This window comes from Myxococcus sp. CA039A, from assembly GCF_013336645.1.
GTDB lineage: Bacteria > Myxococcota > Myxococcia > Myxococcales > Myxococcaceae > Myxococcus > Myxococcus llanfairpwllgwyngyllgogerychwyrndrobwllllantysiliogogogochensis.
Map to the genome: position 1 here is coordinate 1 of NZ_JABUMQ010000090.1, position 15,925 is coordinate 15,925.

Annotated in this window: 8 protein-coding genes and 4 tRNA genes; 2 read left to right on the plus strand and 10 right to left on the minus strand. The window is 69.4% G+C overall.

All coding sequences use genetic code 11. The annotated features are described in order from the left end of the window. The 3 genes from HR086_RS16840 to HR086_RS16850 all read right to left on the minus strand — a co-directional run. On the minus strand, window positions 1-270 hold a 270-nt coding region (locus HR086_RS16840; RefSeq protein WP_174466135.1), incomplete at its 3' end, for a hypothetical protein. A gap of 144 nt (window positions 271-414) precedes the next feature. Beyond that, window positions 415-3,075, minus strand: a complete 2,661-nt coding sequence (locus HR086_RS16845) for a tetratricopeptide repeat protein (RefSeq protein WP_373564312.1) — start codon at window positions 3,073-3,075, stop codon at window positions 415-417. Window positions 3,076-4,395: 1,320 nt separating this feature from the next. Beyond that, a complete protein-coding gene (locus HR086_RS16850) occupies window positions 4,396-5,610 on the minus strand; it encodes a polysaccharide deacetylase family protein (protein ID WP_174466136.1) in 1,215 nt (404 codons plus the stop codon). 223 nt (window positions 5,611-5,833) lie between these two features. On the opposite strand from HR086_RS16850, the gene HR086_RS16855 reads away from it, so the two are divergent. Both HR086_RS16855 and HR086_RS16860 read left to right on the plus strand, forming a co-directional pair. Beyond that, window positions 5,834-6,406 carry a hypothetical protein gene (locus HR086_RS16855; protein WP_174454828.1) on the plus strand — a complete coding sequence of 191 codons (573 nt, stop codon included), beginning with the start codon at window positions 5,834-5,836 and terminating at the stop codon, window positions 6,404-6,406. Between the two features lie 313 nt (window positions 6,407-6,719). Continuing rightward, entirely contained in the window at window positions 6,720-10,766 is a 4,047-nt protein-coding gene (locus tag HR086_RS16860) for a CARDB domain-containing protein (protein ID WP_174466137.1), read from the plus strand. A 63-nt stretch (window positions 10,767-10,829) separates the two neighbouring features. Here the strand turns inward: HR086_RS16860 and HR086_RS16865 are convergent, their stop codons facing one another. From HR086_RS16865 to HR086_RS16895, 7 genes are all read right to left on the minus strand, one after another. Further along, entirely contained in the window at window positions 10,830-13,649 is a 2,820-nt protein-coding gene (locus HR086_RS16865; protein WP_174454830.1) for an AAA family ATPase, read from the minus strand. Between the two features lie 123 nt (window positions 13,650-13,772). Beyond that, window positions 13,773-14,390, minus strand: coding sequence for a cytochrome C (locus HR086_RS16870; RefSeq protein ID WP_174462881.1), 618 nt, complete (start codon window positions 14,388-14,390; stop codon window positions 13,773-13,775). 254 nt (window positions 14,391-14,644) lie between these two features. Next, window positions 14,645-14,729 (minus strand) — tRNA-Ser (locus HR086_RS16875). Window positions 14,730-14,982: 253 nt separating this feature from the next. After that, window positions 14,983-15,525 carry an HNH endonuclease gene (locus HR086_RS16880; RefSeq protein ID WP_141646017.1) on the minus strand — a complete coding sequence of 181 codons (543 nt, stop codon included), beginning with the start codon at window positions 15,523-15,525 and terminating at the stop codon, window positions 14,983-14,985. A 20-nt stretch (window positions 15,526-15,545) separates the two neighbouring features. Further along, window positions 15,546-15,619, minus strand: a tRNA-Leu gene (locus tag HR086_RS16885). A gap of 55 nt (window positions 15,620-15,674) precedes the next feature. Next, window positions 15,675-15,748 (minus strand) — tRNA-Leu (locus tag HR086_RS16890). Between the two features lie 100 nt (window positions 15,749-15,848). After that, window positions 15,849-15,919: transfer RNA gene (locus HR086_RS16895), tRNA-Met, on the minus strand. Between the last annotated feature and the right edge of the window lie 6 nt (window positions 15,920-15,925).

The following is a 15,925-nucleotide window of genomic DNA, read 5'->3' on the forward strand; positions in this document are numbered from 1 at the left end:
GGACCGGCTGCTGATGCGAATGGGCAGTCCCGAACCCGTGGGCCGAGGCCCGACGAACTTGTCGGCCTGGGGACCGTCCCGTCGGGTGCCCGGCTTGGGAGCCGCCGGCCACTGCTTCAGCAGCGAGGGCTCGCGGAGCAGGCGTCCGAGCAGCTTCAACTGCGGAAAGAGCGCCTTGAAGCTCGCCGTGCGAGCCGAGGCCGCGGACAGGGGAGAGGCTGGACGCGGACCGGTTCTGGCGGCGGACTTCGGCGAAGACTCGATGCGCATGACGCACCCCCGTGCGCGGTACCGACGTGAAAAGGCCCGCACTTGGAGTATCGGCGGATGTGGCGCGAAGGTGCTTCGCTCCGACGTGATGGGGACGTCCCTGATGAACAGGAGACATGACGCGGAGCGTCCTGTCCTGGGGATTCAGGGGGCTGGGGTGGAGCGCCCGCTCATCCACGTCTTGACGCGCTGGGCCTCGGTGGACCAGCCAGCGGGCTCCGCGCCGTAGAAGCCCAGGGCCTGCTGGGCGAGGGCGCGTGCGCGGGATGCCTCGTGGGTGGGCAGGGCGCGGGCCAGGGCGAATCGGGTGGCGGCGAGTCCGTCTCCCGGGCCAGGGGTGGCTGTGCGCAGGGCCAGCGCGCGCTCCAGGGTGGCGCGAGCCTCGCGCGGCTTGCCCAGGGCGAGCTGGGCGAGGCCGAGCGTGGTGAGCGGCGCGGCCTGGTCGGGATGGCCCTTCTGGAAGGCCTCGTAGGCCTGGGTGCTGCGCTGGGCCAGGTCCACGGCGTCGCGGGTGCGGCCCTCGCTCAGGGCAAGCTCCGCCAGCAGGGCCTGGTCCGAGGCGGTCTCCGGATGCGAGGGGCCATGGGTCTCCAGGTCCAGCGCGAGGGCCCGCTCACGCAGCTTTCGCGCTTCGGCGTAGCGACGGAGCGATTCCAATGCGGTGGCGAGATTGTTGAGGGGATAGCTGAGCGTGGCGCTGTTCGCGCCCATCGCCCGCTCCTCCAGGGCAACGGCCTGCTCGAGGAAGGGAATGGCCTCCTCGAAGCGGCGGCTGACTGTCAGGTGGTAGCCCACCGCGTTGGCGGCCATCGCCGTCTGGGGATGGTCTGGGCCCATCACTTCCTTCGTCGTCTCCAGCACGCGGCGCAGCAGTCGCGCGGTGTGCTCGGCCTCGGGAGTGCGGGAGAGGGAGGCGGCCTGATTGCGCAGGGACTCGAGCGTGAGCAGGTGCACGGCGCCGTGGGCCTGCTCTCGCAGCATGGCGGAGCGGCCGAAGGCCTCGGCGGCCTGTGCGTACTGGCCTCGGAGGAAGGCGTTGCGCGCGAGGCTCGTCTGGAGCAAGGCCTCCAGGTCCGGGGTGCCACCCGCGCGCTCGATGCAGGACTTCGCCTGCGCGATGCTCCACTCCTCCATTGCGGGCGTCTGGGACAGGGTCGTCACCAGTCGCGCGGCGGCGCGTGCGGCCACTTCATCGTGGCGCGTGGCCTGCGCGGTGAGCAGGGCTTCGCGCAGGGCCTTCTGCGCGCGAGGTTCGTCTCCGAGCACCAGTCCGAGTCGCCCTTCCAACTCCAGGGCCTCCGCGAGCACCGGCCGGTAGTCGAGTGCGCGGGCCTGCTCCAGCGTCGTCTTCAGCTCCTCGTTGGCCTGCTCATATCGGCCGGCGTCGACGAGCGCGGTGGTGCGGTCCAGGCCGGCGCGGATTTTCTCCACGCGCTGGCGCTGCTCGGGAGATTCGGGGAGCCCCAGGCGCAGGGCATCCACGTTCGCGCAGTCGGCGACGGAGGGCAGGCGCTGGGCCGCGTCCAGCGAGGTGGTGAGCGACTCCGCGTCGGTCTGCGCGAGCACGCCGACCACGGCGTCGAGCGTGGAGCGACGGCGCTCCAGGCAGGCCATGCGCAGCGACAGCACGGCGTCCGACTGGTGGCCGTGCACGCGTGTCGCCTCGCAGGCCTCCTGATGCATGCCGGCCCACTCCTGGGCGAAGGCGTCCAGGCTCTGCGCCACACGGGAGAAGAACTCGGGGGCCTGGGGTTTGTTCGTGGCGGCGAAGGCTCGGCTCACGGTGTCCTTGCGTGAGGTGTCCCAGATGCCGGCCAGTCGAGCCTCGGCGCCCAGACATGGGGCGTGGCGACGGTTGCCCATCCACCAGGTGACGCCCATGAAGCCGTAGATGAGGAGGAAGCCAGCGGCCAGGATGCTCCGGCGTCGCCACGCCACGGAGGGGTCCTTGCCGAGCTCGGTCAGCAGGGCCTCCATGGACGGGTAGCGCTCGTCGGGTGTGGGCGCAAGGCCTCGGGTGATGGCGCGGAACAGCCAGGCGGGGACGTGACAGCCGCGAGGGGGTTGGCGCACGCGGTTGGCGAGGGACTCCTGGAGGTAGGCGGTGGCCTGTTTCCCTTCGAAGGGGAGCTGGCCGTAGAGGGCCTCGTAGAGCGAGGCGCAGAAGCTGAACTGGTCCCCGCGTGCGTCGGTGCGGCCGTCCTCGTGTTGCTCGGGCGGCATGTACGCGGGGGTGCCCATGACGAGGCCCGCTTCGGTGAGCGGAGACTCGAGCAGGTCGTCGTCGCGCAGCGCGAGTCGTGAGGGCTTGGTGGCACGCCCTTCCTCCATGGCGTCCAGGTCGGCGGTGTTGCGAGCCAGACCGAAGTCCGTCACCTGGGCGCGGCCGTCCCGGTTGACGAGCACGTTGGCGGGCTTGAAGTCGCGGTGGACGAGTCCGGCCGCGTGAGCGGCGGCGAGTCCGCGTCCCGCCTGGCGGAAGAGGTCGAGCACGTCGCGCCACGAGCGATGTTCGGCGCGCAGCCAGTGGCGCAGGGACAGGCCCTCGACCAGCTCCATGGTGATGAAGACGCGACCGGCGAAGGTGCCCGCGTCGTAGACGGAGACGACGTTGGGGTGGGACAGGCGGGCCATGGCCTGGGCTTCGCGCAGCAGGCGAGAGGCGCCGTCGGTGCGGACCACGGTGTTGGCGTCCGGGTGGAGCAGCTTGATGGCCACTCGGCGATGCAGGTCCGGGTCATAGGCGCTGTAGACGACGCCCATGCCGCCGGAGCCCAGCTTGTCGAGGATGTGGTAGCGGCCCACCGAGGCGCGCGATGACGTCTCCGAGGCGTCGCCCTTGCGAGCGGAGTCATTGAAGGGAGGGCTGGACCGCCCTGGTGCGCCTTGCGCGGGCGGAGGGATGCGGACGCTCGAGCCCAGTGGTGGGGCGGGAGGGGGTGCTACCCATGTGCCCGCGCCCGCGGGTGGTTGCGGCGGTGGCGCAATCGAGGTGCCTGGGGCGGCGACAGGAGCGCGCGGGTTCGCCGCGACGGCCGAAGGTGCGGCCTGTGGCGTTGCGTTGCTGGGCGCAGACGAGGATTGCGCGCGCGAACTCGCTCCGATGGAAGACCGGGGAGGAGGAGCGCCTTGTGGGCTCTCGTTCGAGGCCGCCGATGAGGACCTGCCACGAGAGCCCGCCACGACGGATGCAGGAGCAACTGCCTGAGGGCTCGTGCTGGCGGGAGGCTGTGTTGCTGCACCCGATTTTCCCGAGGTGCTGGCGGAGGACTGTGGAGTCGCTGCGCGCCCGCGCGCTCCAGCGGATGTTTGAGGCGGCGTGGAGGTCCTCGCGCCAGCCGAGGCTTGAATCGGTGCCACCGGCGTCCCCGCCTCGGAAGGACGTCGTGGGGGTGGCGCAATCAGTGTCCCCGCATCGGCGGGCAACTGCGGCTCGGATTCGCTCGCAGAGGCCTCATCCGTGAGGAATTGCGGACCCTCGCGGTGATGGAATCCCTCGTCAGTCGAAGCCTGGGATGTGAATCCAAGGCCCGATTCCATCGCGCCGCGCAGGTCGGAGTCCACCAGCGTGCTGGCCCTGTGCGCGGAGGGCGACGGCAAGGCGGGGAGGTGCGGAAGGGAGGCCTCGTGTTCGCCGGCCTCCGCGGAGACTCCGGACGCGGGTGAGGGCAGTGGAGCGGGCCTGTCCCCCGTTGTGCTGTCATTGGCCACGCGAGCGGCACGAGCGGTCCGGATGGGCTCGGTGGGCAGGTCGAGGTCGGAGACCTCTCCGAGCAGCGCCGCGCGAGGGATGGCCAGGTCCGTGGCTTCATCCTGGGGCGGCGTGACTCGATGAGCGGCGGTGCCGGGCGGTGTCACGCGACCCAGGAGCGCCGCGCACTGGCGGCAGCCCTCCGCATGGCGCCGCAATCGCTGTGCGTCCACGGCGGAGAGCATTCCGGTGGCCAGCGCCCGCGCGGTCTTCTCATCGAAGCAGGACACGACCGGGATGTTCCACCACGCGGCAGGTTCCTGAGAAGGGGGCCTCCTCAAGTGGCCCGGTAGGTTTTGACCTGGGCTTGCAACGATTCAGCCCGAACGTGCCGCGGCGCGGCGGAAAGCCTCTCCGCCACGCCTCGAATCCCTTCACCGGGGGATGAGCGAAATGTCATCGAGGTACACCGCCGCCTGGTCCTCTCCAGAGTCGTCCTGGAAATACAGGTCGCGCAGCGTGCCCGACGTCGCCCCCATCGCATCGAGCGACAGCGTCACCTTCCTCCACTCGCCCGCGACCAGCGGCCCGCCCAGGGCGGCATCCAGCCGCGCCGTCCCGAGCACGTCCGTGCCGTCATGCATCAGGACTCTCACCGACTGTCCTCCGGTGGTACCGCCGTGGACCCACAGCTCGATGGACTGGTAACCCGCGATGTCCACGCCCGAGTGATGCAGGAGCACGCCCGCCCAAGTGTCCGGCTCGAAGCGGATGGAGGCCGAGCCCGCGTGGACGATGGCCGTCTCGTCCAGCGAATGCTCCGCCCAGCTCCAATCCGCGAAGCCGCTCTCCAGGGCATCGCCGTAGATGGACAGTCCCGCGGACGGCTCCGGCGTGGTGCGGCCCTCCATCAGCGCCAGGCCTTGCGACAGCGTCACGGTGCGCGCGCCGCGCAGGCGGATGTGCTCCAGGATGGCCGTGAAGCTCGACGTCCGGTACTGCGTGTCGCGCGTGGGAGTGCCGTCGACGAACTCGTGGAAGACGAGGATGAGCCAGCTCTTCTCCGCGAGCGCCTGGTCAATCCAGCCTCGCACCGTGCTCACCGGAATGTTGCGCGCCACGTCGTTGCCCCGCAGCTCGTAGACGATGGTGTCGCGGAAGTTGCGCCCGGCGTTCACCGTGCGGCTGCTGGAGTATTGCTGCCGGATGGCGGCGAGCACGGTGGAGTCATAGCGCCCGTAGGGGATGACGAAGTCGGGCACCGAGGCCAATCCCAGATTGTCCACCAGCCAGTCCCGCGAGTCCCGCAGCTCCGAGAGGAGCTCCGGGGCGGAAAGCGTGGTCAGGTCCGGGTGGGTCAACGTGTGGCTGGCAATGCCGTTGCCTTCGGCGACGAGCGTCTGTGCTTGCGCGGTACTCATGTAGCCACCCCATCCCTGGGCGAGCGCCTGGGTGATGATGGCGTACGTGGCGGGGATGTTCCTCGCGTTGAGCGCGGGCCGGGCCTTGTCGTACTGCGTGGACCAGCCGTCATCCAGCGTGATGGTGACCATGCCCTGCTCAAAGGGCTGGGCCGCGAACGCGGACGTACGGAACGTCACCACCAACAGTACGACAATGAATCGCAACAGCGGGAACTGCTCAATCATGGACATCCCCCCGCGCCTCGTGCGGCGCGGTGCGGGCGATAGCAGAGGTCCGTGATGCCAGGCAACCGAGCAGGCACACACGAGTCGTGTGGCCTGGTGAGCGGCTGTGCCGTGGAGCCAACGGCGGACGCCGCCAGGGATTCGGGCCGGAGGCGGTGGTGTTCGGGATGTGTTCGTAGATACCGCCGCACCCCCGACAGCGTCTTTTGAAAGGACACGTCACATGAAGAAGTTCGCCGCGCTCGTAGGTCTGCTGGGCGTCCTGGGAGTCCTGCCCGCGCATGCCGCCGAGCTCAAGGACGTGTTTGGAAAAGAAGTCCCTATCGGAAAGGGGCGGCCTACCGTGGTGCTGTATGCCAACAAGGGCACCCGGGATGAGCTGCGAGAGCACGCCTACCAGTTCGTCTACGACGTGCGAGCGGTCAAACCCATCGTCGTGGTCCGCGTGGACCTGCGGGACGTCCCCGGCCTCTTCAAGGGCATGGCGAAGGGGGAGATTCGCAAGAGCCACGCGGAGTCGCTCGGCCTCATGCGCGACCTCTTCCAGCGGCACGGCGAGTCGCCGCCCCCCGAACTCGACTCCTCACTCTTCATGGTCGCCGACAGCAAGGGAGAACCGCACCAGTCGGTGGGGCTGAAGAAGGGCTTCAAGACGGTCTACGCGCAGGTGCTGGACCCCGCGGGTCAGGAACTGGCGCGCGGTCCCTTCCCCCAAAGCGCGGGCACGCTTGGCAGGGCCGTGGCCGTCTCGCCCACCTCGCCCGCGCCCGCACGGCTGGCAGGCGTGGTTCGCTGACACGCTGAAGCCCTCGTGGATGCGATACACGACACATTTGGAAACATTCAGGTGTCGACTTCGCCCCGTTTGTTTCATGAAACCTCAAGCTCCGAGAGAAGGTTGGGTTTGACGGAGTCTTTTCGGACTTCATGAGGCTTCCCTGGGAGTAATACCTCCCAGGCACTTCCGCCACTTTCAGTCTTCCTGCTACGCACTTACAGCGCGTGCCTGGAGCATGAAGCGGCGTCCGCCGCGTCGCTCCGCATGCCAAGCAACGGGAGACTTCATGAAGAGGCTGGAGTGGAGCGCGACCGCCACGAGGTGGCTGGTCATGGGTTTGTTTGTCGGTGTGAGCGCGGGATGTTCGGGCGGAGAGCCTGCCCAGGAGCAGCCCACACTGGAGACGGCGTCGAGCCCCCTGAACCCCGGGCCTGACCTGGTGGTGACGGGAGTCCGAGGCCCCGCGAGCGTCTTCGCGGCTGACTCGTTCACCACGACGGTGACGGTCTGCAACCAGGGCACGACGTACGCGAACCGTGGCTCCACGGTGGCGGTGTTGCTGTCCCTGGACAACGTGCTCTCCCCTCTGACGACCACGCCTCCTCCGGCGGACCAGTCCCTGGTGGGGCAGGAGACGCTCCATGAGACGCTGGAAGCGGGCCAGTGCGCGGACGTCCGAGTGACGGGCACGTCCTGGTTGCCTCCGGCGGCGCAGGGCGATGGTGCCTACTTCCTGGGCGCCATCGTCGACACGAATCAGTCCGTGGCGGAGGTCAACGAGAACAACAACGCGAATGCGCAGACGCGCATCGGCGTGGGCAACCGGCCGGACCTCGTCATCACCGAGCTGTCGAGTCCTCCCAGCGTGCCGCAAGGCGGGTATTTCACCGTGGCGGTGACGGTGTGCAACCAGGGCACCGCGAGCGTCCCCTCGGTCCGCACCCAGCTCTTCCTGTCGACCGACAACGTGCTGACGCCGACAGGCCCGGGTGCTCCCTCCATGGACCAGTCGCCGATCGGTGAAGTGCAAACCCAGATGCCGCTGAACGCGGGCGCATGTGTCCGTCGCAGCGTCTCTGTCTGGGCATCGCTGCCTCCCGCGGGACAGGGTGACGGGGCGTACTACCTGGGCGCCATCGTCGATGACCCGGCGTCGGTGCAGGAGCTGCGCGAGGACAACAACGCCTACGCGAAGGAGCGCATCGGCGTGGGCAACAAGCCCGACATCATCATCACCGAGCTGCGCGGGCCCGCCAGCGTGTTGGACAACCAGGGCTTCGACGTCCAGGTGCGGGTCTGCAACCAGGGGACGACCTATGCCCCGGGGCATTCGGCGCGACTCTTCTTGTCGACGGACGACGTGCTGACGCCGACCGGCCCGGGTGCTCCCGCCATGGACCAGTCGCCCGTGGGCTCGGTGCAGCTCCCCCTGTTGAACCCGGGGCAGTGCGTGACGCGCACCGTGGCCGCCCAGGCATGGCTGCCTCCCGCGGGGCAGGGCGCGGGCGCCTACTTCCTGGGGGCCATCGTGGATGACCCGTCCTCCGTGCAGGAGCTTCGCGAGGACAACAACAGCTACGCGAAGGAGCGCATCGGCGTGGGCAGTCGGCCGGACCTCGTGGTCACCGCGATGACGTCGCCGGCGAGCATGAACACGGGGCAGGCCACCGCCGTCAGCGTGACGGTCTGCAACCAGGGCACGACGATGAGCAACTCGTCGTGGACCAACCTGTACCTCTCGCTCGATGCGGTGCTGACGCCCATGAACCCCATGGGCCCTCCCGCGAATGACCAGTCGCCGCTGGGCGGACTCCAGATTCCGTCGCTGAATCCCGGGCAGTGCGTGACGCGCGGCGACAGCTTCTGGCCCTCGCTTCCGCCGATTCCCACGAATGCCACCGCGTTCTACCTGGCCGCCATCGTGGACGAGTCCGGCTTCGTGCAGGAGCTGCGCGAGGACAACAACATCTTCGTGAACGGCCTCGTGGGCCTGGGCAACCGCCCGGACCTCGTCGTCACCGAGCTGAGCGTGCCGCCGACCCTTTCGCCCGGCCAGTCCTTCACCGCCACGGCGACGGTGTGCAACCAGGGCACCCTCTCCAGCAACGCGACGCAGGCGCAGCTCTACCTGTCGATGGACACGTCGCTGACGCCGATGATGGTCGGTCCAGGGGGCTCGCCTCCGACGGACCAGGCTCCGCTGGGAATGGTCAGCGTGCCCCCGCTGAGCGCGGGGCAGTGCGCGACGCGCAGCACGTCTGCCTGGGTGAACTACCCCATGGATGGGCAAGGCGAAGGGGCCTACTACGTGGGGGCCATCGTGGACGAGCAGGGCTCCGTGCTGGAGCTGCGTGAGGACAACAATGCCTTCGTGAAGGGCCTCGTCGGCGTGGGCAACCGAGCGGACCTCGTCATCACCGCGATGACCGGACCCGCGAGCATCACCTCCGGCCAGAACTTCACGGCGACGGTGACGTTCTGCAACCAGGGCCTCCAGTCCAGCCCCTCGACGCAGGCGCAGCTCTACCTGTCGACGGACACGTCGCTGACGCCGCTGTCGTCTGGCCCTGGCGGTCCGCCGTCGGACCAGGTGCCGCTGGGCTCCCTGTCCGTGCCCTCGCTGAACGCAGGGGTGTGCCTGACGCGGAGCGGGTCATTCTATGGAAGCCCGCCGCCGGACGGGGCGGGGGACGGCGCCTACTACCTGGGGGCCATCGTGGATGACCCGAGCTCCGTGCAGGAGTTGCGCGAGGACAACAACGCCTTCGTGAAGGGGCTCATCGGCGTGGGCAACCGGCCGGACCTCGTCGTCACCGGGCTGAACGTGCCGCAGGCCCTCCAGAATGGTCAGTCCTTCACCGCCGCGGTGACGGTGTGCAACCAGGGCACGCAGGCGAGCATGTCGACGCAGGCGCAAATCTACGTGTCGATGGACACCGTATTGACGCCGATGCCGTACGGGCCCGGTGGCTCCCCTGCGACGGACCAGTCGCCGGTGGGAGGTGTCTCCGTGCCGTCGCTGAATCCGGGACAGTGCGCGACGCGCTCGACGACGGGCTGGGCCGGGCTGCCGCCGGACGCGCAGGGCGATGGGGCGTACTACCTGGGAGCCCTCGTCGATGACCCGTCCTCGGTGCAGGAGCTTCGCGAGGACAACAACAGCTTCGTGAAGGGCCCCATCGGCATTGGCAATCGGCCGGACCTGGTCATCACCGCGATGACCGCGCCCACGAGCGCGTCCATCAACCAGCCGTTCACCCTCGGCGTGACGGTATGCAACCGGGGAACGGTGCTCAGCAACTCGACGGCGGCTCGCCTCTTCCTGTCGATGGACGCCGCGCTGACGTCGATGTCGGCACCCGGCTCTCCCGCCGCGGACCAGTCCGAGGTCGCGAACGTGAGCATCCCCTCGCTGGCGGTGGGACAGTGCGCCACGCGCTCCGCGAGCGCGACCGCGTGGCTGCCGCCAGATGCGCAGGGTGACGGTGCGTACTACGTGGGGGCCCTCGTCGATGACCCGGCCTCGGTGCAGGAGCTGCGCGAGGACAACAACACCTTCGTGAAGGGGCTCATCGGCGTGGGCAGTCGCTCGGACCTGGTCATCACCGCGATGACCTCGCCCACGAGTGTGACTCAGGGGCAGGCCTTCACCGCGACGGTGACGGTGTGCAACCAGGGCACCCAGTCCAGCACCTCCACGAGTGCGCAACTGGTCCTGTCGCTGGATGACGCACTGTCCCTGACGGTGTCGCCGCCCGCGTTGGACCAGATGGTGATTGGCTCGGTGGATGTGCCGGCCCTGCTCGCCGCCCAATGCGTGACGCGCAGCGCGAGCGTCAACGCCTATGCGCCGCCGGCCGGTGAGGGCACTGCCTTTTATCTGGGCGCGCTCGTGGACTCGAGCGGCGGAGTGCAGGAGCTGCGCGAGGACAACAACACCTTCGTGAAGGGCCTCATCGGTGTCGGGACGAGGCCGGACCTCGTCGTCACGTCGCTGACGGGGCCTGTCTCCATCCTCGTGGGCAACACCCTCACCTCGACGGTGCGGGTCTGCAACCAGGGCACGCAGGCGAGCAGCCCTGGCTGGGTGTCGCTTTACCTGTCCGTCGACACGAGCCTCGCTCCGGAGCCTTCCATGCCGGGGCCGGGGAGCAGCGCCAACATGGACCAGCGTGAGCTGGGGGGCGCGAATGTCATCGCCCTGAACCCGGGCGACTGCATTACCCAGAGTCTGAACGTGACGGCCCACCTGCCGCAGGACGCGATGGGGCAGGGTGGCTCCTACTTCCTGGGCGCCTACGCGGACCCGTATCAGTCACAGCCGGAGCTGCGCGAGGACAACAACTCCAGGACCCTCGCGCTCCAGGTCACCCTGTAGCTCGCTGACAGTCATTGGAGGGGACGGGGCGGGATGGCCCGTCCCCTCGCTTCTTCCAGCCGCTCAGCTCCCCAGCGGTGGCTCCGTCGGGGGGCGCGAAATCCACGCGGCGATGAACACGTCCAGCTCGCCGCGCAGCACGTCCTTCACGCGCGGAGTCCCGGCGCCGGTGCGAGGGTCCTCCACCCGGGCGCTGCGGCCCAGGTAGTAGCGCCGCGCCTCGTCCGTGCTGCCGCCCTGTCCGGCCACCACGCGCGCGGCGATGTCCTTCAGCTCGTCCAGCTCGCCCGCGCCGGTGAGCGTCAGCACGCGTCCGGTGGACTCATCCTTCACCGTGACCTCCGTGCGCACGCGCTGGAGGTAGGCGCCCTCGTGACTCTTCACCGGTCGGCCGAGCACCTCCAGCAGCTCCAGCTCCTCTTCGGAGAGCGCGCCGCCCCGATGCACGCGGACATAGGCGCGCTGGCGCTTCTCGTCCTCCAGCCGTCGATGCAGGCCCGCCTCACCCGCGAGGAAGCCGTAGGCCCCAGGGCCGGCGATGCGCACCACCACGCGAGCCGGCTCTTCGGCTTCCGCCACCGCCACGGCCTCGTAGCCGCGACGCTGCGCCCAGCCCAGGTACATGGTGGCCAGTTCCTGCACCCACGCCTCCTGCGTCTCCGCCGAGTCGCTCGCGCAGATGTCCACCAGGGCCTCGGTGTCCTGCGTGGTGGCGCCGGACGCGTGGAGTGCCTCGGCCATCTGCACCTCGCGCGCGACGTCTTCGACCTGTCGCGCCGCGGAGGCCAGCTGCACCTCGTTCTTCGCCTCGCGCACCAGGCGCCGCCCGAAGAGACACGCGGCCTCCAGGCGCTCCAGTTCGTTGAGGTGGGCCTCCACCGTCCGGAAGGCCCGGATGACATCCGCCGCGTGCGTGGGGTCGTCCCAGAGGTTGGGCGCCTGTGTCTCCGTCAGCAGGGCGGCTCGGCGCTCCTCCATCTCCGGCCGTCCCGCGGAGGCCGCCAGCGAGCGGGCCTTGCCCACCAGCCGGTCCATCTCCACGAGGAGCGACTTGCGGTCCAACCGCCGCTTCACCGGTGCGGCGCGCGCGGATGGCAGCAGCAGCTGCGCGGTGGGCGAGGGCGGCGGCGCGGCGGGCTCGGCCACCGCGATGACCCGGCCTCCGACGCGTGCTTCCACGCGCACGGGGGTGCCAGGCGGCAGGGGCTTGCGCGCAATCTCCACGGCCAGCGCCGCGGTGAGCGTCTTCTCGATTTCCCGTTGGAGGTAGCGCGCGCCGAACTGGGGCGAGTAGCCGCGCTCCACGAGGCGGTCGACGACCTCGGGTGTCACCTCCACGTCCAGGGAGCGCGCGCGGATGCCCTCGCGCTCCAGCACGCGGCCCACCTCTCGCTGCGCGATTTTCCGGATGTCCACCTTGGACAGCGGCTGGAAGTGACAGATGGCATCGAAGCGGTTGAGGAACTCCGGCCGGAACGCCTCGCCGATGCGGCGGTCGACCTCCGACACCATCTCGTCCGCGCGCTTGGTGCCTGCGAAACCCATGGCGGGCTCCCGGTACACCTCCGCGCCCACGTTGGACGTGGCGACGATGAGCGTGTTGTTGCACGAGACGACCTCGCCCGCGCCGTTGACGAACGTGCCCTCATCGAAGAGCTGGAGGAAGCGGTCATGCACGCTGCGCGCGGCCTTCTCGAACTCGTCGAGCAGCAGCACGGAGAACACCTTGCCATCCAGGAGCGCGCTCAGCTCTCCGCGACGTGTCTCCAACGCTGGCGCCCAGGACGCGCCGAAGGGCACGCTCTCGTCGCCGTCGTTGGGGTAGTCCGCCATGTTCAGGCGCACCAGCCTGTCCGCGGAGCCGAAGAGGTACTCGGCCAGCAGCTTCGCGAGCTGCGTCTTCCCCACGCCCGTGGGGCCCGCGAACAGGAACACGCCCAGCGGTCGGCGCGGGTCGTTCAGTCCCGCCTTGAGCAGCGCCACCGAGCGCAACACCGCGCCCACCGCGTCCGTCTGGCCGAGCAGTCGCTCTCCGAAGAAGCGCTCCGTCTCCTCCAGGTCCAGCGGCATCGCGTCGTCCACCACGAAGCGTGGCAGGCGCGTGGCGGCACAGAAGCGGGTGAGCACGTCCTCCGGACCCACGTGGTCCTTGGCCGCGCCCGCGGCCTCCGCCGCCGTCTCCTTCAAGAGCTCGATGGCCTTGCGCGGCATGCGCTGCGCCAGCAGGAACTTGGCCGACAGGCGCAGGGCCAGGTCACACGCGGCCGGGTCGATGGGCAGGCGCAGCTCGCGCTCCAGCTCCTCCGCCACCCGGCCCAGCACCCAGCGCGCCTTCTCCAGGGGAGGCTCGTGCAGGGGGAGCAGGTGCAGTCGCTCCGCCAGCGCCTCGTCGGAGCGCAGCAGCTCCTGCACGCGCTTGGGCTCCGTCTCGAAAATGAAGCGCATGCCGCCGGTGCGCAGCGCGCGCACGGCCACAGGGGCCAGGGGCCCGCCCAGCGCCGCTGGCAGGTCTCGGATGTAGACGATGGGACAGGGGTGCCGCGCCAGGTGGGCCAGCAGCTCCTCGAAGCTCTCGGCGGCCTGGCGGTGGGTGCTTCGCGCCAGGATGTTGGCGATGGACACCTCCACCAGGCGCGACTGCGCCAGCTCCGAGTCCACGCGCCCCTCGGCGATGCGGCGCGCCACTTCCTGCACGAGCGCGCTCTTGCCCACGCCGGGGTCTCCCGCCAGCAGCGGGTGCTTGCCACCGCGCGTCAGCAGCCCCAGAACCTCCGTCACCGCGGCGTCCACGCCATGCGCGGCCGGCAGCCGGCCCTCTCGGGCCATCGCGGTCAGGTCCCGGTCGATGAGTCGCTCCTGGTCCTCGCTCTTCCTCGTCGCCATCTCGTCAACCGCCCCCTCGCCGGAGCACGCACTCTAACCGCTGAACCGCCGGGGTGAGCGCGCAATCCCGGCGAGCAGCCGGAAGCCCCTGGAGCGCGGGGCCAGACGGACGCGACGTGCGCGTCAGGGATACGGCTGAGGCGGCACGGGCGTGGGCACACTCCCGGGCTGAGCCGCGGGGATGGCCCGGAGGTATTCGTAGACGGCCCTCAGGTCCGCGTCCCGCATCTTCGCGAAGATGGGCCAGGGCATCACCTGCAGCAGCGCGCCGCCAGGCTCCCGGCCCGTGCGCATCAATGCCAGGAAGGCCTCATACGTGAGGCCCGACGGCAGCCCCTGCGCATCCGGGGTGATGTTCCGCGAGACGATTCCCGTGCCGAAGGGTCTCCCCCCCGCCAGGAAGTTCGCGGTGTTGATCTGCTCTGGCTGTCCCTGAAAGGGGTCCCCACCCGCCGAGTAGGGTGGGTAGGTGTGGCAGTCGGTGCATCCTCCCTGGGAGTTGACGATGTAGCTGCCCAGGCCCACGAGGTTCCGGTCCAGGCCCGTGAGGTTGAGCGTCACGGGGGAGATGACCAGGCCCTTTTCGATGCGCTCCTGGTCCTCGGCGCCCACGGGCGTCTGGGTCTGTTGGTTCTGCGAGTCCGACGAGGAGCTCGACCCGCACCCTCCCGCCAACACACCCGCGAGCGCGAAGAGGGCCCATCCCCTCGCCACGCGGCGCCCCGTCCTGAAATCCTTCATGTGTGCTTCCTTTCCCTTCACCGGATGTCCCGGTCGGGATGGAGGCTAGGGACGCTGGGGCGAGGGGCCATGCTGCGTGCCGGTGTCAGCCCGGCGTTGCCCCGTGCACAGGTCGGGACAAAGGCTGCCCTGGGGGGCAGCGAGAGCGGAAGTCGGAGGACTCGAACCTCAAGCCGGAAGGCCGGCTCGCACCCGGTAGCAGCGGGGCCTGGCGCCATCGCCAGTCCAACTTCCAATCAGACAGGTGAAGCGAACGGAACACGGTGGAGTCGAACCACGAGCCCCGAAGGGCCCTCCTGGTTTCCAGCCAGGCGGCCGGCCACCCGGCCCGCATGCTCCAAGACACAACGGAAGACAGGGGACTCGAACCCCGAGCGCGTCATGCACCCGCACCGCTTTCGAAACGGGCCGCCGGCCTCCGGCGTCGGTCTTCCAGAAAGTCGCCGGCAGCAGCGCACCCGCCTGCCGGCTCGCGGGGAGGTCCACGGGCGGGAGGCCGCCTCTGGCGGACCTCCTCATCCCCTCCAGGCGCACTGTCCTGGGATGGGCGGGGACGGGGGCCACCTCCGGTTGACCCCCTTCACCTGGAACCTCATGCCTCCAGCTCGCCATGCCAGTACGCCACGTCCCTCAGGAACTTGGCCCACGACATGGGCATGCCCTGCTCGAAGACGAACGTCAGGTGCATCGCGTCCGGCAGCTTCTTGGGCTTCACCGGGGCGCAGCGCAGCGCCATCTTCGCGTGCTCCGGAGTCCGGTTGCCCTTGCGCTGGTTGCAGGGCACACACGCGATGACGACGTTGTCCCAGGACGTCCGGCCACCCTGGGCCCGCGGCAGGACGTGGTCATACGTCGCCTCCGCGCGCGACACCTTCAAGCCGCAGTACTGGCAGCGGCAGCGGTCTCGCAGGTAGACGTTCTCCCGGCTGAACTTCACGCCCTTGGGGCCCTTGCGCAGCCCGCGGAAGAAGCGAATGACGGAGGGCATGCGAATCTCCACCGTCACCGAGCGCACGAAGCGGTCCTCGTACTCCTCGACCACCTCGACCTTGCCCTGGAAGATGAGCATCACCGCGCGCTGCCAGGGAATCCGCGCGACGGGCTCGAAGGACTGACTGAGAACCAGCGTCTCCATGACGCAACGCCTTTCGGTTGTATCCGCGGCGAGATTCGAACTCGCACTGGGCCGGGTTTGAGCCGGCGGCCTCTCCCGTTTGGGCTACGCGGACGGACTTCGGGAGTTCCTGCTGACTTGCGACTGCGGGCTACGGACTGCGACGACAGTGCCGGTGGCGGGAGTCGAACCCGCAACCTCCAGGTTCTCGACCTGGCACCTCTACCTATTGGGCTACACCGGCAAGACTGCGGGGATACGAGTGCACGCCCCGGGGATCGAACCCGGCGAAAACGGTGTGTGGGACCGTCGCCGTCTCCAGCTGGCTCGGCGTGCAGGAAGAGTTGCGGAGCAGGGAGTCGAACCCTGGAGGCCAGGCTTATGAGGCCCGGTGAGGCACCAGCCTCTCCCCGCAGAAAAT